The following is a 16,784-nucleotide window of genomic DNA, read 5'->3' on the forward strand; positions in this document are numbered from 1 at the left end:
GGTTCCCGGACGGGAGCGCTGTGACCTCAGTGTTCGCGGTCTCACACACCGAGGATACGGCGCGTGGCCGGGGAGGTCATGCCGGGCATCGGGTACGGATGGGACAATTCAGGAAAGCACCGTTGCGAGGTGGCAGGGATGACTACCATGGGTGATGAGGACGATCTGACGACCGGAGGCGACGACATGTCCGTTCCCACGGTGGCCGATCCCCCGGACCCCGAACTCGACGGTGTGCTGCTGCTGCCGATGCCTCCCCAGGACGGGTTCACCGCCGACGATCTCGACCGGATCCCCGGTCTCCCCCGGCACACCGAACTCATCGACGGAAATCTGGTACTGGTGAGCCCCCAGAAGTACTTCCATGCTTCGCGATCACGCTGTTGCAGCGGCAGATGGACGCGCAGGTGCCCGAGGACCTCATCGTCTGCCGTGGGATGACGACGGTACTCGGTGAGCGCAACCGGCCCGAGCCCGATCTCATGCTGGTCCGTGCCTCCGCGCTGGGCGGCCCCGACGACACGTGGTTTCCGGTGCAGGATGTGCGTCTGGTGGTCGAGGTCGTGTCACCGGAGTCCGAGTTCAGGGACCGTGCCCGCAAACCCGAACTCTACGCGCGGGCGGGCATCCCCCACTTCTGGCTCGTGGAGCAGGAGGAGTACGGACTGGCGGTGCACGTCTACGAGCTCGACCGGCTGTCCGGCCGGTACGCGCCCGCCGGTGTGCACCGCGACCGGGTCAAGGTCGCCGCGCCCTGCCACCTGGACATCGATCTGACGCGGATGCGCTGAGCCCTCGCACGCAGGGGAGGGGGAGGCGGCCCCGGACGCCTCCCCTCGGCACCGCGGGACCCTAGGAGTCCTTGACCTCGCAGACCACCGCGCCGTTGCCCACGCTCTCGCCCGGGGCGACCTTCAGCCCGGTGACCACACCCGCCTTGTGCGCGCTCAGCGGCTGCTCCATCTTCATCGCCTCGATCACGACCACGGTGTCGCCCTCGGCGACCGCCGCGCCCTCGGCGGCCACCACCTTGACCACCGTGCCCTGCATCGGCGAGACCAGAGCGTCACCGCTCACCGCCGCCGCACCGCCGCCACGCCGCGCGGCCCGCTTCCTGCGGCCGCCCGGGTTCGCGGCCGGGGCGGTCGCGGCGGTGCCCAGGGACGCGGGCAGCACCACGTCGATACGCCGGCCGCCCACCTCCACGGTGACCGTCTCGCGCTGCTCGGGCTCCGCGTCGCCGCTCTCGCCCGACCACGGCTCGATCCGGTTGTCGAACTCGGTCTCGATCCACCGCGTGTACACGCCGAACGCGTGCTCCGGGCCGGCCGGGGCGAACGCCGGATCGGACACCACGGCCCGATGGAAGGGGATCACCGTGGGCATGCCGCCCACGGTGAACTCCGCCAGCGCCCGCCGCGACCGCTCCAGGGCCTCGGTGCGGGTCCGCCCGGTCACGATGAGCTTGGCGACCATGGAGTCGAAGGCCTGCGGCACCGTGAACCCGGCCTCGCAGCCGGTGTCCACGCGCACGCCCGGGCCGCCGGGCAGGGTGAGTTCGGTGATGGTGCCGGGGGCGGGCATGAAGTTACGCCCGGCGTCCTCGGCGTTGATGCGGAACTCGAAGGAGTGGCCGCGGATCTGCGGGTCGCCGTAGCCCAGCTCCTCGCCGTCGGCGATGCGCAGCATCTCCCGCACCAGGTCGAGGCCGGTGACCTCCTCGCTCACCGGGTGCTCGACCTGGAGGCGGGTGTTGACCTCCAGGAACGAGATGGTGCCGTCGGTGCCCACCAGGAACTCACACGTGCCCGCGCCCACGTAGCCCGCCTCGGCGAGGATGGCCTTGGAGGCACTGTAGAGCCGCTCGGTCTGGTCGGCGGTCAGGAACGGGGCGGGGGCCTCCTCCACCAGCTTCTGGTGGCGGCGCTGGAGCGAGCAGTCACGGGTGGAGACCACCACCACGTTGCCGTGGGTGTCGGCCAGGCACTGGGTCTCCACGTGGCGGGGCCTGTCCAGGTAGCGCTCCACGAAGCACTCGCCGCGCCCGAAGGCGGTGACCGCCTCGCGCACCGCCGACTCGTAGGCGCTCTCGACCTCGTCCATGGTGTGGGCGACGCGCAGGCCGCGCCCGCCGCCGCCGAACGCCGCCTTGACCGCGATCGGCAGACCGTGCTCCTCGGCGAAGGCCACGACCTCCCCGGCCCCGGAGACCGGATCGGGGGTGCCCGCCACCAGCGGCGCGCCGACCTTCTGCGCGATGTGGCGGGCCGCCACCTTGTCGCCCAGGGCGGTGATCGCCGCCGGGGGCGGCCCGATCCAGGTGAGCCCGGCGTCGATGACGGCCCGGGCGAAGTCGGCGTTCTCGGCGAGGAAGCCGTACCCGGGGTGGACGGCGTCGGCGCCGGTGCGGGCGGCCACGTCCAGGAGTTTGGCGATGTCCAGGTAGGACTCGGCCGGGGTGGTGCCGCCCAGGGCGTGGGCCTCGTCGGCGATCTTGGCGTGCAGCGCGTCCAGGTCGGGTTCGGCGTAGACGGCGACGCTGGCCAGACCGGCGTCGCGGCAGGCGCGGGCGATACGTACGGCGATCTCGCCGCGGTTGGCGATCAGAACTTTACGCACGGTGGGGATTCCTTCCGCTGTGGCTGGAGCGGGAGCGCGCCGTCCGCTCGGCGGGAAAACTCAGATGGTGGCACGGGTTCACCTCGTGCTCAGGCGCCAGGCGCCGGGTCCGGGCCGCAGCGGGGCGCGCAGGAGCCGTGAGCGGTCACGCCAGCCGGAGGCGGGCCGGTCCGTCTCCTCCGGCGTGCGGGCACGGGCGGCGGCGCGCGCGGCGAGCACGGCGGTCAGGGCCGCGAGCTCCTCCTCGGAGGGGGCTCCGCGGACCACCGCCAGGTGGCGGGGGTCGTTCGGCGCGCTCACAGCGGGATGTTCCCGTGCTTCTTGGGCGGGAGCTGCTCGCGCTTGTTCCGCAGGGCCCTCAGGGCCTTGGCCACCTGGTCGCGGGTCTCGGAGGGCATGATCACACCGTCCACGTACCCGCGTTCGGCCGCGGAGTAGGGGTTGAGGAGGGTGTCCTCGTACTCGGTGATGAGCCGTTCCCGCTCTGCCTCGACGTCGTCGGCGGCGGCGAGCGTGCGCCGGTGCAGGATGTTCACGGCCCCCTGGGCGCCCATGACCGCGATCTGCGCGGTGGGCCACGCCAGGTTGACGTCGGCGCCCAGGTGCTTGGAGCCCATCACGTCGTAGGCGCCGCCGAAGGCCTTGCGGGTGATCACGGTGACCAGCGGGACGGTGGCCTCGGCGTAGGCGTAGAGCAGTTTGGCGCCGCGCCGGATGATGCCGTCCCACTCCTGGTCGGTGCCGGGCAGGAAGCCGGGCACGTCCACGAAGGTCAGCACGGGCACGTTGAAGGCGTCGCAGGTGCGCACGAAGCGCGCCGCCTTCTCGGAGGCGGCGATGTCCAGACAGCCCGCGAGGTTCATGGGCTGGTTGGCGACCACGCCCACGGACCGCCCGTCGACGCGGCCGAAGCCCACCACGATGTTGGTGGCGAACATCGGGTGCACTTCGAGGAAGTCGCCGTCGTCCAGGACCGCCTCGATGACCCGCTTCATGTCGTAGGGCTGGTTCGCCGAGTCGGGGATGAACGTGTCCAGGGCCAGGTCGGTGTCGGCGGGTTCGTCGCCCAGGGGGTTCTCGGGGGGAAGCTCGGGCGCCTCCTCCAGGTTGTTGTCGGGCAGGTGCGCGAGCAGGGCCTTGACGTAGTCGATGGCGTCCTGCTCGTCCGCGCCCATGTAGTGCGCCGCGCCGGACCTGGTGTTGTGCGCGCGGGCCCCGCCCAGCTCCTCCATGGAGACGTCCTCGCCGGTGACGGTCTTGATGACGTCGGGGCCGGTGATGAACATCTGCGAGGTCTCGTCGACCATCACGACGAAGTCGGTGAGCGCGGGGGAGTAGACGTGCCCTCCGGCGGCGGCCCCCATGACCAGGGAGATCTGGGGGATGACGCCGGAGGCGTGGGTGTTGCGCTTGAAGATCTCCGCGTACAGGCCGAGCGCGACGACGCCCTCCTGGATGCGCGCGCCGCCGCCCTCGTTGATGCCCACGACGGGGCAGCCGTTGGTGAGGGCGTGGTCGAGGACCTTGGTGATCTTCTCGCCGTAGACCTCGCCGAGGGAGCCGCCGAAGACGGTGACGTCCTGGCTGAACACGGCGACGGGTCGGCCCTCGACCGTGCCGTGCCCGGTGACGACGCCGTCGCCGTAGGGGCGTTTGTCGGCGAGTCCGAAGTTGGTGGAGCGGTGGCGGGCCAGGGCGTCGAACTCCACGAACGAACCCGGGTCCAGGAGGGCGTCGATGCGCTCGCGTGCGGTCATCTTGCCCTTGGCGTGCTGTTTCTCGACGGCTCGCTCCGACCCTGCGTGGACCGCCTCATACCGGCGTCGTTGCAGGTCGGCGAGCTTGCCAGCGGTGGTGTGGATGTCGATCTCCGCCGCGGCCAGTGGTTCAGGGGCTTCGGTGGCCATAACAGTCCAGGTTAGTCGTCGTTATCGCTCTGACCAGTACCGGGGGCATGTTACTTGCGCGTAGGGCCGGGGCGGGTGCGCGGGGGCGCCGCGGCGCGTGCCGCCGCCGGGCGGGGGCAGGGTCGGGGAATTGCGGCGTGATCCAATGTGAATTCGCTCTGGAAATACACAATTGTTAACGCTCTGGCAAAACCGACGAAATGCGCCCCCTGGGACATCGGTGCAGGCACGGTCTCTGTAAAGTCGTCCCTATGACAGCGGTAAGCGCAGAACGCGACAGTGCACGACAGGAAGTCCCCGAGCAGCTTCGCAATGACGTCAAACTGCTCGGCGAGATGCTCGGGACGGTCCTCGCCGAAAGCGGCGGCGCCGACCTCCTGGAGGACGTCGAGAGGCTCCGGCACGCCGTGATCGGCGCACGCGACGGCGCGGTCCCCACCGAGGAGATCACCGCGCTCGTCGCCGGATGGCCCCTGGAGCGGGCCAAGCAGGTGGCGCGCGCCTTCACCGTCTACTTCCACCTGGCCAACCTGGCCGAGGAGCACCAGCGCATGCGCGCCCTGCGCGAGCGCGACGACCTCGCCCACCCGCCCGGCGAGTCCCTGGCCGCCGCCGTGCGGGCCGTGCGCGAGTCCGGCGGCGGCGAGGAGCGGCTCGACGAACTCGTCGACGGCATGGAGTTCCACCCGGTGGTGACCGCCCACCCCACCGAGGCCCGCCGCCGCGCCGTGTCCACCTCGATCCTGCGCATCAGCGCCCAGCTCGACGCCTGGCACTCCTCCCACGAGGGCAGCAGCGCCGCCGCCGAGGCGCACCGCCGCCTGCTGGAGGAGATCGACCTGCTCTGGCGCACCTCCCAGTTGCGCTACACCAAGCTCGACCCCCTCGACGAGGTGCGCACCGCCCTGGCCGCCTTCGACGAGACCATCTTCGACGTCGTCCCGCAGGTGTACCGGAGCCTGGACACCGCCATCGACCCCGAGGGGACCGGCACCCGTCCCCCGCGCGCCAAGGCCTTCGTGCGCTACGGGAGCTGGATCGGCGGCGACCGCGACGGCAACCCGTTCGTCACCCACGACGTGACGCGCGAGGCGATGCTCATCCAGTCCGACCACGTGCTGCGCGGCCTGGAGGGCGCCTGCGCCCGGGTGGGGCGTACGCTCACCGCCTACTCCAACCTCACACCCGCCAGCGCGGCCCTGCTCGACACGCTCTCCTCCGCCCAGGCCGGCTACCCCGACCTCATGGGCGAGATCTTCGACCGCTCGCCCAACGAACCGCACCGGCGGCTGCTCCTGCTCGCCGCCGCGCGGCTGCGCGCCACCCGCGAACGCGACGCCGACCTCGCCTACCCGGACGTCGAGGCCTTCCTCGCCGACCTGCGCACCGTCCAGGAGTCGCTGGCCGAGGCCGGAGCGCGCCGTCAGGCCTACGGCGAACTCCAGCACCTCATCTGGCAGGCCGAGACCTTCGGCTTCCACCTCGCCGAACTGGAGGTACGCCAGCACAGCGAGGTGCACGCCGCCGCCCTCGCCGAACTGCGCGAGGGCAAGCGCCCCTCGGAGAAGACCGAGGAGGTGCTGGCCACCCTCCGGGTCATCTCCTGGATCCAGGAGCGCTTCGGCGTGGAGGCCTGCCGCCGCTACATCGTCAGCTTCACCCGCACCGCCGAGGACATCGCCGCGGTGTACGAACTGGCCGAGCACGCGCTGCCCGCCGACCGGGTCCCCGTCCTCGACGTCATCCCGCTCTTCGAGACCGGCGCCGACCTGGACGCCTCACCCGGCGTCCTCGACGGCATGCTGGAGCTGCCCGCCGTCCAGCGGCGGCTGGACGAGACCGGGCGGCGAGTCGAGGTCATGCTCGGCTACAGCGACTCCGCCAAGGACGTCGGGCCGGTCAGCGCCACCCTGCGCCTGTACGACGCGCAGGCCCGCCTCGCCGAGTGGGCGCGCAAGCACGACGTGCGTCTCACCCTCTTCCACGGCAGGGGCGGTTCCCTGGGCCGCGGCGGCGGCCCGGCCAGCCGGGCGCTGCTCGCCCAGGCCCCCGGTTCGGTGGACGGGCGGTTCAAGGTCACCGAGCAGGGCGAGGTCATCTTCGCCCGCTACGGCCAGTCCGCCATCGCCCGCCGCCACATCGAGCAGGTCGGCCACGCCGTCCTGATCTCCTCCACCGACGCCGTCCAGGACCACGAGCGCTCCGCCGCCGAGCGGTACCGCCCGCACGCCGACACCATCGCCGAAGCCGCTCAGGCGGCCTACCTGGACCTAGTCAACACCGAGGACTTCGCCGTGTGGTTCTCCCGGGTCAGCCCGCTGGAGGAGCTCGGCGAACTGCGCCTGGGCTCGCGCCCCGCCCGCCGTGGCGCCGCCCGCGGCCTGGGCGACCTGCGCGCCATCCCGTGGGTGTTCGCCTGGACCCAGACCCGCGTGAACCTGCCCGGCTGGTTCGGGCTCGGCACCGGCCTGGCGGCGGTCGAGGACCTGTCCGTGCTCCAGGCGGCCTACCGCGAGTGGCCCATGTTCGCCTCGCTGCTGGACAACGCCGAGATGAGCCTTGCCAAGACCGACCGGACCATCGCCGAGCGCTACCTGGCGCTGGGAGGCCGACCGGAACTGGCCGAACGCGTGCTCGCCGAGTACGACCGCACCCGCGACCTGGTGCTTAAGGTGACCGGGCACGGCCGTCCGCTGGAGAACCGGGCGGTGCTCTCCCGCGCGGTGGACCTGCGCAACCCGTACGTGGACGCCCTCTCCCACCTGCAACTGCGCGCCCTGGAGGCGCTGCGCGGCGAGGAGGCGGACGCCCTCTCCGAGCAGGACCGCCAGCACCTGGAGCGGCTCCTGCTGCTGTCGGTGAGCGGCGTGGCCGCCGGGTTGCAGAACACCGGCTGAGCCCCGAACGGACGTCGGCGCCCCCGCACCCCGGTGCGGGGGCGCTCGCGTACGCGGGAGGGGTCAGACGGGGAAGCCGGAGGTGTCCAGCGTGAAGCCGAACGGCTCGGGCAGGTCGATGTCCTTGCCGAAGGGGACCTTGGTCGCCGAGGTGTACCGGCCGTTCTCGGGCGCTGAGAACAAGGTGGTCTCGCCTCTGCCCGTCTCTGGGTCCCACCGGTCTACCAGCAGGTACAGGGGTACCCCGGCGTGCGCGTACCCCCACAGCTTGGCCTTGCGGTCCTTCTCCGCCGTGCTCTTCGACGTCACCTCGACGGCCAGTAGAGCGTCCGAGACCATGCCGTCGGGGTCGTACTCCAGCACCGAGTACGGAAGAACCACCAGGTCGGGAATGAACAGGCTCGACCGCAGTGGAACCCGCACATCGAGTGTCTGGTGTACATCGGCTTCGGAAAGACCGCTCCCGTCGCGCAGGATCTCGCGATAGAGCTGCTTCTGCAGCAAGGCGACGATCCGCGCGTGTTCGCGAGAGGGGGGCACCACGAAGAAGAGACCGCCTTCGATGATCTCGGCCTGCCAGCCCTCAGGCAGGTCCAGCGCTTCCCAGGTGCGCAACGACAGTTCCCAGGCGGATGGAGTGTTCGCCGGCGTCTCCGCTTGCGTGATACTCACCTGTCGTGCCACCTCCGGTAGCTGAACGTAGCAGCGCGTGATCACCGATGCGCCGGTTTCAGGATAACCCGTGCCCTCCCAACGGGGCAGGTTTTCCCCAGGCGATCGCCTCGCTGTCCGGGAGCTGGACGAGGCTCTGTTTGGGAGAAGTCAGGCGGGGAAGCCGGAGGTGTCCAGCGTGATGCCGAACGGCTCGGGCAGCTTCAGCGGCTCGCCGAAGAACACCTTCTCGACGTGCTTGTAGACGCCGCGCTCGGGCTCGGCGAACAGGGTCGCGGCCTCCTGGCCGGTGTCCGGGTCCCAGCGGTCCACCAGCAGGTACAGGGGGATCCCGGCGTGCGCGTAGCCCCACAGCTTGGCCTTGCGGTCCTTCTTCGCCGTGCTCGGCGAGGCCACCTCGACCACGAGGATCGCGTCGGCCGCCGGGTTCTCGGCGTCGGGATCGGGCGCGGACTCGGGCAGGACCATCAGATCCGGGATGTACACGCTGTCGGTCACCGGGACCCGGATGTCCTGTGCCTGGTGGACCTCCGCCTCGGAGACGCGGCTGCCCGGGCGCAGGATCTCACGCATCAGCGCTTTGTTGACCAGCCACACGATGTGGTTGTGGTCGTATTTAGGGGGCGTCATGATGACGATGTCGCCTTCGATGATCTCGGCCCGCCAACCCTCGGGCAGGTCCAGTTCCTTCCAGGCGCGCAGCACGACGTCCCACCGGGACGGTACCGGGGTCACCGATCCGGTTTCCGCTTCCGCGATACTCATCTGCGGCGCCACCTCCGGTAGCTGAACGTAGCAGCGCGTGATCACCGATGCGCCGGTTTCAGGATAACCGCTGCCCTCCCATCGGGACAGGTTTTCCCCAGGCGATCGCCTCGCTGCTGTAATGGGGCCATGACCCCTGACACCGAGGACCTCTCGCGCCCGCCGCTCGACACGGCGGCGCTCACCGCCGCCCTGGTCCGCCCCGGCGGGACGTGGCGCTCCGTCGAGGTACTGCCCGCCGTGGGCTCCACCAACACCGAACTCGCCGCCCGCGCCAAGGGCGGCGCCCCGCACGGCGCCGTGCTCGCCACCGAGCACCAGACCGCCGGCAAGGGCCGCCTCGGCCGCGGCTTCACCACCCCCGACCGCGCCGCGCTCACCTTCTCCGTCCTGCTGCGCCCCCGCGCCCACCCCGACGCGCTCGGCTGGCTGCCGCTGCTCATGGGTGTGGCCGCCGTCCGGGCGATCCGTGCGCGGACCGGGGTCGCCGCCGCGCTGAAGTGGCCCAACGACGTCATCGTCCCCGCGGGGTCCCGCTCCGACGCGGCGACCGCCGACGGCAAGCTCGCCGGAATCCTCTCCGAGGCCGACTTCTCCGACCCCGGCGCCCCGGCCGTGGTCGTGGGCACGGGCCTCAACGTGTCCCAGACCCGCGCCGAACTGCCCGTGGACACCGCCGCGTCCCTGACCGGCGAGGGGGCCGCCGAACCGGACCGCACCGCCCTGCTCACCGCGGTCCTCACCGAATTCGAGGAGTTGTACACGGTGTGGAGCGCCGCCCGCGGCGACGCCGGTGCCCGCGGCCTGGCCGACGCCTACCGGGACCTGTGCACGACCGTGGGGCGCCGGGTCCGCGTCCACCTGCCCGGCGGCTCCGTCCTGGAGGGCGAGGCCGCCGCCGTGGACGCCCAGGCCCGGCTCGTGGTGCGCGGGCCCGTCGGTGAGCGGGCGCTGACCGTCGGCGACGTCGTGCACGTCCGGCCCGGCGACCGCTCCCCCTGACCTTCGTACGGTTTCGGCTGTGGAACTCCCGATTTCCGAAAGATCGTGACATGATCATTGGTACAACGATCGGGAGTCGTGCGTCCCCGCCGTTCGGAGAGGCGTGCTCCCGTGGTGGCCCGACGACCCCTCCTTTGGGAAGAGGCCGCGGGCGTAGGCTGGTGGGGAACAACCGCGCCGCACCGCCGACACAGTGACGAAGTGCTCGTACTCCGTATTCGCGGGGATGGTCTGAGAGAGAACGTATGCCGTCGCGTCCCGACCCGAAAGCGATCGAGTCCGTCCTGCTCGGCGGTGAACCGGTGTACACCAAACGGCAGGCGATCGAACTCTCCGGTGCGGACCCCGAGATCGCGGGCCGTGTCTGGCGCGCCCTCGGCTTCCCCACCCAGGCCGACGACGCCGTTGTCTTCGCCGAGAGCGACGTCGAGGCGCTGCGCATCACCCACTCCCTCCTGGCGGAGGGGCTCCTGGACGAGCAGGGCGTGGTCCGCTTCGCCCGCGCCATGGGCCAGACCATGTCCCGCCTGGCCGACTGGCAGACCAGCATCCTCAGCACGCTCATGACCGGTGACGGCGGCGACTCCACCGGCAGCCCGCTCATGAACCAGGTCAAGGAGCTGCTGCCGGACGTCGAACGGCTGCTGCTGCACATCTGGCGGCGGCAGCTGGCCGCCTCCACCGCGCGCACCCTGACGGTGATGTCCAACAACACCGACACCGTCCCCAACTACTACCCGCTCATCGTGGGCTTCGCCGACCTCGTCTCCTTCACCACGCTCAGCCGCGAGCTGGACGAACTCGAACTCGCCGACGTGGTCGAGGGGTTCGAGGCCACCGCCGCCGACATCGTCGCCTCCGGCGGCGGCCGGGTCGTCAAGACGCTCGGCGACGAGATCCTCTACGTCGCCGACTCCCCGGCCGAGGCCGCCGACATCGCCCTGCGCCTGGCATCCGGGGTCACCACCCACGTGGAGGTGCCCGACGTCCGGGTGGGGGTGGCCTACGGCCCCGTCCTCACCCTGCACGGCGACGTGTTCGGCACCACCGTGAACCGCTCCAGCCGCCTGACCTCCTTCGCCCGTCCCGGCACCGTCCTCATCGACGACGCCCTCGCCGAACGCCTCGACGGCCACGAGGGCATCCAGGTGGTGCGGGTGCGCGCCCGCCACGCCCACGGCCTCGGACTCATCCAGCCCTACGCCCTGCGCCGCAGCTTCGAGCCCGGCGGGGCGTGAACCGGGCCGGAAAGCCCAGCCGCGCGGGCGATCGCCGATAGGGTCGGGGAGCATCGAACCGGCCCGCGAACGTTGAGGTGGTGACCCAGTGCCGAGCACCCCGAACCCGGTGGAGCGGCTGCGCACCTCGGGGCTCTTCAGCCTGGAGGGCAGCGAGGCCGACGTCGAGAACAACGTGTGGATCGTGGGGGACGCGCGGAGCGCGGTCGTGATCGACGCCGCCCACGACCACGAGCGGATCGCCCGGGGGCTGGGCGACCGCGAACTCATGGCGATCGTGTGCACCCACGCCCACAGCGACCACGTGAACGCCGCCGTGGCGCTCGCCGAGCTGACGTCCTCCCCGATCCTGCTGCACCCCGACGACGCCGAACTCTGGGAGCGGGTCCACCCCGACCGCGAACCGGACGCGCCGCTGCTGCACGGCGAGACCCTCGTCGCCGGGGGCCTGGAGCTCCGGATTCTGCACACCCCGGGCCACACCCCCGGCGGGGTGTGCCTGCACGCGGCGGAACCGGGGGTGCTGTTCAGCGGGGACACACTCTTTCCGGGCGGTCCGGGTGCGACCGGTCAGCCCTTCTCGGACTTCCCGACCGTCATCGCCTCCATCCGCGACCACCTGGCGGTCCTGCCGCCCGAGACCGTGGTGCACCCCGGCCACGGGGAGTCCACCACGATCGCCGAGGCCGCCGAGCACCTGGACGAGTGGGCGCGGCGGGGGTTCTAAGGGGCTCCCGCCGCGCCCCGGGCCGACGGCCCGACCGCTACCAGGCGGCCGGACCGTCCTTGTCGAAGAAACCGCCGGTGGGGCCGTCCGAACCGATCAGGGCCATACGGACGATGACCTCCGCGCCCTCCTCGACGCTCTGGGTCCCTCGGTGGCCGTTGAGGGCGGTGGCCGTGTAGCCCGGGTCGACGGCGTTGAACCGGAGAGCGGGGTAGGCCTTGGCGTACTGCGAGGTGACCATCACCAGGGCGGTCTTGGAGGAGTTGTAGTCCAGCATCGTCACCCGAGACTCCAAGCGGTCCGGGTCGTTGGTCGCCGCCAGCGAGCCGAGACCGCTGCTGACGTTGACGACGACCGGAGCCCCGGCCGCCTCCAGCAACGGCAGGAAGGCGTGTGTGACGCGTACGGCGCCGAAGACGTTCGTGTCGTAGGTGTTCCTCATGTCGGTCCCGGTGACGTCGCCGACACGGCCGAGTTTGCCGGCACCCGCGATCCCCGCGTTGTTGACCAGGACGTCGAGATGGCCGCCCGCGTCCGTGCGCACGAATTCGGCGGCGGCCTTGACGGAGTCCTCGTCGGTGACGTCGAGCCGGACGAACCGGGCGCGGGAGCCGAGCCGTCCGGCCGCAGCCCGGCCGGCGTGTGCGTCACGGGCCCCGACGTAGACGGTGTGTCCCGCCTCGATCAGGCGTCGGGCCGTCTCGAAGCCGAGCCCCTTGTTGGCTCCGGTGATCAGTGCGGTGGTCATGATTTCTCGCTTTCGGCGGTCGGTGGGGTGAAGACGCCTTCACCCTTCTCCGTCCCCGGGCGGACAGCCAGCACCCGCCGCTGCCTGTGGTGCGCCAGTACCAGGCTGTCCGGACGCGGAAGCGGGATACTGGGACTGTGAGCGGATCCAAGGAACTGGGCAGGGCACTGCGCGGCTGGCGCGACCGCACGGCTCCCGCGGCGGTGGGGCTGCCCGCCAACGGGGTGCGGCGTGCCGCCGGGCTGCGGCGTGAGGAACTCGCGCAGCTCGCAGGGCTGTCGGTCGACTACGTCATCCGCCTGGAACAGGGCAGGTCGACCGCCCCGTCCGTGCAGGTGCTGTCCGCGCTGGCCCGGGCACTGCGGCTGTCGACGGCCGAACGCGAACACCTGTACCTCATCGCGGGCCAGCTAGCACCGAGCCCCGGTCAGGTGTCGGCCCACGTCCCACCCGGTGTCCGAAGACTGCTCGACCAGATGGGCGGTACACCGCTGAGTGTGTACGACGCTGCCTGGAACCTGATCCTGTGGAACCCACTCTGGGCGGCCTTGTTCGGGGACCCGTCGGCGACGCGCGGGCGCGAGCGCAACGTCGCCTGGCGTCATTTCGCCGGTCTGCCCAGCCGGGTTGGCCACACCCCTGGACAGCGGTCACAGTTCGAGGCGGCCCTGGTTGCCGATCTCAGGGTGGCATCCGTCCGCTATCCCGCTGATGCCGGTCTGCGCTCTCTCGTCACGGACCTGAGGGGTACCGGTGCCGAGTTCGTGCGCCTGTGGGACAGCGGGGTCGTGGGCGTCCACGAGGCGCACACCAAGACCGTTCGGCACCCTGACGTCGGAACACTCTCTCTCGACTGCGACGTTCTCACGGTCCCTGGCGCCGATCTGCGTATCGTCGCCTACACCGCCGTTCCCGGTGGTGACGACGTCGATCGGCTTGAGCTCCTCGACGTCATCGGCAGCCAGTTCGGGGAGCCGACGCGGTAGGGCCACCCTGAGTGAAGCCGCAGTGGCGTGCTTCGGGGGCGGCCTCTAGGGGGCCTCGACGGAGGAGATGACGTACCGCGCCACCGACGCGTCCGTGATCGACTCCTCCTGGCCCGTCGAGGGCGCCGCCCCGCGGAAGTCCTCCAGTTCGGTCGCGGACTCCCAGCGCTCGTAGACGTTGATCCGAGCCGGGTCGAGGAGGTCGGGGGAGAGCGCGAAGTCCAGGCAGCCCGGGGCCGAGCGCGCCTGCTCCACGATCCCCGCGCAGCCCTCCAGGTACCGTTCGCGCTGGTCGGGGTGCACGGTGATGCTGCCGGAGATGATGAGCATGTCGTCCTCGCCGTCGGTAGGAAAGCGGTCACCCCGACCTTAGAAGAGCCCCCCGACGGTTCGGGTGAGGCCGACCGTCCACGGATTTCCGGAACCTTCGGTGCCGATGCCGTTACTCGATGCAGCGTCGTCGTATGCCCGGATGCGACCACGAATTCAAGGTGCGCCTGTTCCACCACCATCCGGAACTGGCCCCGGCCCTGCTGCGCGACGTGATCGGCGAGCCCCTGCCCGACCACGTCCGCGCCGAACTCGGCTGCATCGACCGGAACCGGGGTGGGGCCGTGTCTGCGTTCTATAGCTCCAGCGCTATAGAACGCGTTTCTCATGCCGGGGCGTGCTGTTCGCAGTAGCCGAGGGGCGCGGTTTCTGGGCCGCGAGCCCTGTGCTGGTGCAGGGGTCGACCACCCGACCCCTGCACCAGCACAGGGCTCGCGCTGTTCTTCGGGAGTAGGGGAGTCGGCGCCGGATGCCCCGGGGGCTTTATAGGCCGGTGAAACCGACCTGGACGCTATGACGCTCTGGTTCGGTCCCGATTTCCATGCCCTATGGGCTTTATAGGCCGGTGAAACGAAGCGGGTAATCGGTATGCCGGCGCCCCGCAAAGTTTCCATGCCCTATGGGCTTTATGGGTCGGTGAAACAGCAGGCTCCTGAGCAGACTGACACCTCTGATCGGGTTTCCATGCCCTATGGGCTTTATGGGTCGGTGAAACAACTGCAACTCGCAGTGTGAAAACACCTGCAGCGCGTTTCCATGCCCTATGGGCTTTATGGGTCGGTGAAACGACGAAGAGGGAGCCTCTTCACGACCGCAGCAAGGTTTCCATGCCCTATGGGCTTTATGGGTCGGTGAAACCCTTGCCGTTTTTCGCTGGTTCTGACCTGCGGTGATGCACCCCTCCTGCACGCAACCGGCCTCCAAGGCTCTCGATGGTACGTGATGCACGTCACTTTTTGTGCTTGCGGTCCTGTGACCAGCGCAAACGCCGTGCACGCAAACCCGGGTTTTCGCGTCCGAACCGGATTCGGTGTACACGCCCCGCCGATTGCACGGAGTCTCCGCGCGTCCAGTCTGCCACGGTCACCCCGACCTTGCCTCCCCCTGTTCCGAGAAAGCGGGTTCACCTCGTCAGCGTCGTCCACATCGCTGCCTGGGGTTCCCAAGCCCCTGAGACAGTTCCTTGGAGAAGTGGATCGAGGAACGGGGAGACGACACGGATTTCCTGATCCAGTGAGCGCTTTTCATCGTGCTTCAACTCCGCGAAGCACGATGAAAAGCGCTCAGTGTCATGGCGGTGCGGTGCTTGTTTCCGTGTCGGGAATCTGGCTGAGCCAGTGGTTTCGTTCGGGGGCGGTGGCCAGTTCGAGGAGCCAGCGCAGCAGGGCCACCCCGTCACCGCGGCGCAGGCCCAAACGCGCGGCGTAGCCGGAGAGGGAACGGGCCATCGCGGCAGGGTGACTGTGCCCGTCTCTCAGTGCTTCGGCCAGGACCTGACCCACCGCACCGGGGTCTTCGCGGGCGGACAGCAGGTCGGAGACGATGCGCTGCGGTCGGGTCACCAGAAGACCGTTCAGGGAGGTCCACTCGGTCTCGGTGAGGTGGCCGCGATGCAGGCGCAGGTCGGGGCGTCGGGACTGTCGGCGTCTGGGCAGGGTGAACTCGTGGATGTCGGCGGGCAGGTGCCCGAATCCGTAGAGTGCTGCGGCCGACCGGTGGGAGACGACGCCGTCAGCAGGTCTTCGTTCCCAGGCGGGGGTGCCGGGCGAGAGTTGTAGCCACGCCGCGCGCAGCTCCAGGTGCTCCGGAGCGGGGGCGCCCCTCATCCGGTAGACGCCGTGGGCCACGCGTTCGACGATGGCCGCCTCCGAGGAGAGGTGGGAGAGGGTGCTCCAGGCCATCCCGGTGGTCTCGGCCTGGCGGCGGGTGAACAGCCCTCCCTGTTCCTCAGCGAGGTCGGCGAGGGCGGCCATGCTCGTCATGAGAACCATGTCTGCATTCTATAGCGATGGCGCTACAGAATGCAGACCTCAATCTGGCTTGATGCTGCAAAGTATCCGCTTCAGCTATAGATCGAAGTGCTTAGCGGGTGAGGTTTCGGGCTCCCCTCTGGGCAGGCTGTGAACTGGGATCACATGGTGGTGCGCAGGGTGTGGATGAGGCGGGTGATCTCGGCGGCCTCCTGGTCGGCGCCGATGCTGAGGGCGAGGCGGCGGACCTGGTCCAGGGCGATGAGCAGATCGGTGAGGAGCATCGGCGGGGGCGGGGTGCTCCAGAGCGTGGGGACAGGGCGGGCCAGGTCGGGGCGTAGACGGAGGAGGGCGCGCACGGCCCGGGCCAGTTCGGAGAGGTCGTCGGGGGCTGCGGCCGGTGCCGACCGCCGCACACGCCGGGGGAGCGGCGGGTGCTCCTGCTGGGACGTGGGGAACACGGGTGACTCCTGTCTGTTCGTGTCGGGTGGTCCGTCCGCCGTTACGGCGCTTCGCGCGGGCCGGGGCAGGGCGCGTGCGGTGTGGGCGTGATCGAGGTCCACGCGCATCCCCGAACCGGGCAGTGCCAGTACGAGTGGGGGCGGGTACGCGCGATGACCGCCTGGGCCTGGCGAATCCGGGCGTCGAGCCCGTGCGGGGTGGTGTCGGTCAGCGGCGTCACGTCGGCGTCGCCCTGGTAGAAGGCGATGTAGCGGCGCGAGGCCGCGCCCCACAGCACCAGCCACAGCGGCTGGTGCCGTGCGTGGAGCCTCCGGGCGGCCGTGTACCGCGTCTCGTCGTCGCCCGTCTGCCGTGCCACCGTGCCCACCGCTCTCCGCTCGTGTCCGGGCCGGTCGGTTGCCGCGACCCGTCTGGACTCAGCATGTGGCTCCGGGTAGGGGTCCCTCCACCGTCCGCGAACT

General features: G+C 70.4%; 16 protein-coding genes, 1 pseudogene and 1 CRISPR repeat array. Of the genes and pseudogenes, 7 read left to right on the forward strand and 10 right to left on the reverse strand.

Annotated features, from left to right (window positions below; translation table 11 throughout):
- The first annotated feature begins 186 nt into the window (after positions 1-186).
- Positions 187-791 (forward strand): annotated as a pseudogene (locus tag ACFHWE_RS12300) (Uma2 family endonuclease).
- A gap of 61 nt (positions 792-852) precedes the next feature.
- Here ACFHWE_RS12300 and ACFHWE_RS12305 read toward each other — a convergent pair.
- The 3 genes from ACFHWE_RS12305 to ACFHWE_RS12315 form a co-directional block, all read right to left on the reverse strand.
- Complete coding sequence (locus tag ACFHWE_RS12305; protein ID WP_416601298.1) at positions 853-2,619, reverse strand: biotin carboxylase N-terminal domain-containing protein; 1,767 nt, start codon at positions 2,617-2,619, stop codon at positions 853-855.
- A 78-nt stretch (positions 2,620-2,697) separates the two neighbouring features.
- Positions 2,698-2,919: an acyl-CoA carboxylase subunit epsilon gene (locus ACFHWE_RS12310; RefSeq protein ID WP_416601299.1), complete on the reverse strand. Its 222-nt coding sequence runs from the start codon at positions 2,917-2,919 to the stop codon at positions 2,698-2,700.
- Complete coding sequence (locus ACFHWE_RS12315) at positions 2,916-4,526, reverse strand: acyl-CoA carboxylase subunit beta (protein ID WP_416601301.1); 1,611 nt, start codon at positions 4,524-4,526, stop codon at positions 2,916-2,918. The genes ACFHWE_RS12310 and ACFHWE_RS12315 overlap by 4 nt, the downstream gene beginning before the upstream one ends.
- 335 nt (positions 4,527-4,861) lie before the next feature.
- Between ACFHWE_RS12315 and ACFHWE_RS12320 the strand changes: the two genes are divergently transcribed.
- Complete coding sequence (locus ACFHWE_RS12320; protein ID WP_416601441.1) at positions 4,862-7,423, forward strand: phosphoenolpyruvate carboxylase; 2,562 nt, start codon at positions 4,862-4,864, stop codon at positions 7,421-7,423.
- 63 nt (positions 7,424-7,486) lie between these two features.
- Here the strand turns inward: ACFHWE_RS12320 and ACFHWE_RS12325 are convergent, their stop codons facing one another.
- Positions 7,487-8,095 carry a Uma2 family endonuclease gene (locus ACFHWE_RS12325; RefSeq protein ID WP_416601303.1) on the reverse strand — a complete coding sequence of 203 codons (609 nt, stop codon included), beginning with the start codon at positions 8,093-8,095 and terminating at the stop codon, positions 7,487-7,489.
- Positions 8,096-8,245: 150 nt separating this feature from the next.
- Positions 8,246-8,860: a Uma2 family endonuclease gene (locus tag ACFHWE_RS12330; RefSeq protein WP_416601305.1), complete on the reverse strand. Its 615-nt coding sequence runs from the start codon at positions 8,858-8,860 to the stop codon at positions 8,246-8,248.
- Between the two features lie 129 nt (positions 8,861-8,989).
- Here ACFHWE_RS12330 and ACFHWE_RS12335 point away from each other — a divergent pair, with 129 nt between their 5' ends.
- The 3 genes from ACFHWE_RS12335 to ACFHWE_RS12345 all read left to right on the forward strand — a co-directional run bounded on the left by ACFHWE_RS12335 (position 8,990) and on the right by ACFHWE_RS12345 (position 11,827).
- The gene (locus ACFHWE_RS12335; protein WP_416601307.1) at positions 8,990-9,862 is read left to right on the forward strand and encodes a biotin--[acetyl-CoA-carboxylase] ligase; all 873 of its coding nucleotides are present in this window, start codon (positions 8,990-8,992) and stop codon (positions 9,860-9,862) included.
- Between the two features lie 245 nt (positions 9,863-10,107).
- The gene (locus ACFHWE_RS12340) at positions 10,108-11,100 is read left to right on the forward strand and encodes an adenylate/guanylate cyclase domain-containing protein (protein ID WP_416601309.1); all 993 of its coding nucleotides are present in this window, start codon (positions 10,108-10,110) and stop codon (positions 11,098-11,100) included.
- 88 nt (positions 11,101-11,188) lie between these two features.
- Positions 11,189-11,827: an MBL fold metallo-hydrolase gene (locus tag ACFHWE_RS12345; RefSeq protein WP_416601310.1), complete on the forward strand. Its 639-nt coding sequence runs from the start codon at positions 11,189-11,191 to the stop codon at positions 11,825-11,827.
- A gap of 37 nt (positions 11,828-11,864) precedes the next feature.
- Here the strand turns inward: ACFHWE_RS12345 and ACFHWE_RS12350 are convergent, their stop codons facing one another.
- A complete protein-coding gene (locus tag ACFHWE_RS12350) occupies positions 11,865-12,575 on the reverse strand; it encodes an SDR family NAD(P)-dependent oxidoreductase (protein WP_416601312.1) in 711 nt (236 codons plus the stop codon).
- Positions 12,576-12,712: 137 nt separating this feature from the next.
- On the opposite strand from ACFHWE_RS12350, the gene ACFHWE_RS12355 reads away from it, so the two are divergent.
- The gene (locus ACFHWE_RS12355) at positions 12,713-13,561 is read left to right on the forward strand and encodes a helix-turn-helix domain-containing protein (protein ID WP_416601313.1); all 849 of its coding nucleotides are present in this window, start codon (positions 12,713-12,715) and stop codon (positions 13,559-13,561) included.
- 45 nt (positions 13,562-13,606) lie between these two features.
- Here the strand turns inward: ACFHWE_RS12355 and ACFHWE_RS12360 are convergent, their stop codons facing one another.
- Positions 13,607-13,891: a putative quinol monooxygenase gene (locus ACFHWE_RS12360; RefSeq protein ID WP_416601315.1), complete on the reverse strand. Its 285-nt coding sequence runs from the start codon at positions 13,889-13,891 to the stop codon at positions 13,607-13,609.
- 119 nt (positions 13,892-14,010) lie between these two features.
- Between ACFHWE_RS12360 and ACFHWE_RS12365 the strand changes: the two genes are divergently transcribed.
- The gene (locus ACFHWE_RS12365) at positions 14,011-14,244 is read left to right on the forward strand and encodes a hypothetical protein (protein ID WP_416601317.1); all 234 of its coding nucleotides are present in this window, start codon (positions 14,011-14,013) and stop codon (positions 14,242-14,244) included.
- Between the two features lie 182 nt (positions 14,245-14,426).
- Positions 14,427-14,749: direct repeats of the CRISPR family, unit length 37 nt; unit sequence GTTTCCATGCCCTATGGGCTTTATGGGTCGGTGAAAC.
- A gap of 431 nt (positions 14,750-15,180) precedes the next feature.
- Here ACFHWE_RS12365 and ACFHWE_RS12370 read toward each other — a convergent pair.
- The 3 genes from ACFHWE_RS12370 to ACFHWE_RS12380 form a co-directional block, all read right to left on the reverse strand.
- On the reverse strand, positions 15,181-15,882 hold the full coding sequence (locus tag ACFHWE_RS12370) for a type IV toxin-antitoxin system AbiEi family antitoxin domain-containing protein (RefSeq protein ID WP_416601319.1): 702 nt from the start codon (positions 15,880-15,882) through the stop codon (positions 15,181-15,183).
- 140 nt (positions 15,883-16,022) lie between these two features.
- Positions 16,023-16,322 (reverse strand): hypothetical protein, encoded by a 300-nt coding sequence (locus ACFHWE_RS12375; protein ID WP_416601321.1) that lies wholly within the window; start codon positions 16,320-16,322, stop codon positions 16,023-16,025.
- A gap of 41 nt (positions 16,323-16,363) precedes the next feature.
- Positions 16,364-16,681 carry a hypothetical protein gene (locus ACFHWE_RS12380; RefSeq protein WP_416601322.1) on the reverse strand — a complete coding sequence of 106 codons (318 nt, stop codon included), beginning with the start codon at positions 16,679-16,681 and terminating at the stop codon, positions 16,364-16,366.
- Between the last annotated feature and the right edge of the window lie 103 nt (positions 16,682-16,784).

The sequence above is a fragment of the Nocardiopsis sp. LOL_012 genome (assembly GCF_048060475.1).
Lineage (GTDB): Bacteria > Actinomycetota > Actinomycetes > Streptosporangiales > Streptosporangiaceae > Nocardiopsis.

Coding starts and splice junctions, on each gene's coding strand:
- ACFHWE_RS12315 (WP_416601301.1), bottom strand. CDS start 4,526: ATGGCCACCGAAGCCCCTGAACCACTGGCCGCGGCGGAGATCGACATC.
- ACFHWE_RS12320 (WP_416601441.1), top strand. CDS start 4,862: ATGCTCGGGACGGTCCTCGCCGAAAGCGGCGGCGCCGACCTCCTGGAG.
- ACFHWE_RS12330 (WP_416601305.1), bottom strand. CDS start 8,860: ATGAGTATCGCGGAAGCGGAAACCGGATCGGTGACCCCGGTACCGTCC.
- ACFHWE_RS12335 (WP_416601307.1), top strand. CDS start 8,990: ATGACCCCTGACACCGAGGACCTCTCGCGCCCGCCGCTCGACACGGCG.
- ACFHWE_RS12340 (WP_416601309.1), top strand. CDS start 10,108: ATGCCGTCGCGTCCCGACCCGAAAGCGATCGAGTCCGTCCTGCTCGGC.
- ACFHWE_RS12350 (WP_416601312.1), bottom strand. CDS start 12,575: ATGACCACCGCACTGATCACCGGAGCCAACAAGGGGCTCGGCTTCGAG.
- ACFHWE_RS12360 (WP_416601315.1), bottom strand. CDS start 13,891: ATGCTCATCATCTCCGGCAGCATCACCGTGCACCCCGACCAGCGCGAA.
- ACFHWE_RS12365 (WP_416601317.1), top strand. CDS start 14,011: ATGCAGCGTCGTCGTATGCCCGGATGCGACCACGAATTCAAGGTGCGC.
- ACFHWE_RS12370 (WP_416601319.1), bottom strand. CDS start 15,882: ATGGTTCTCATGACGAGCATGGCCGCCCTCGCCGACCTCGCTGAGGAA.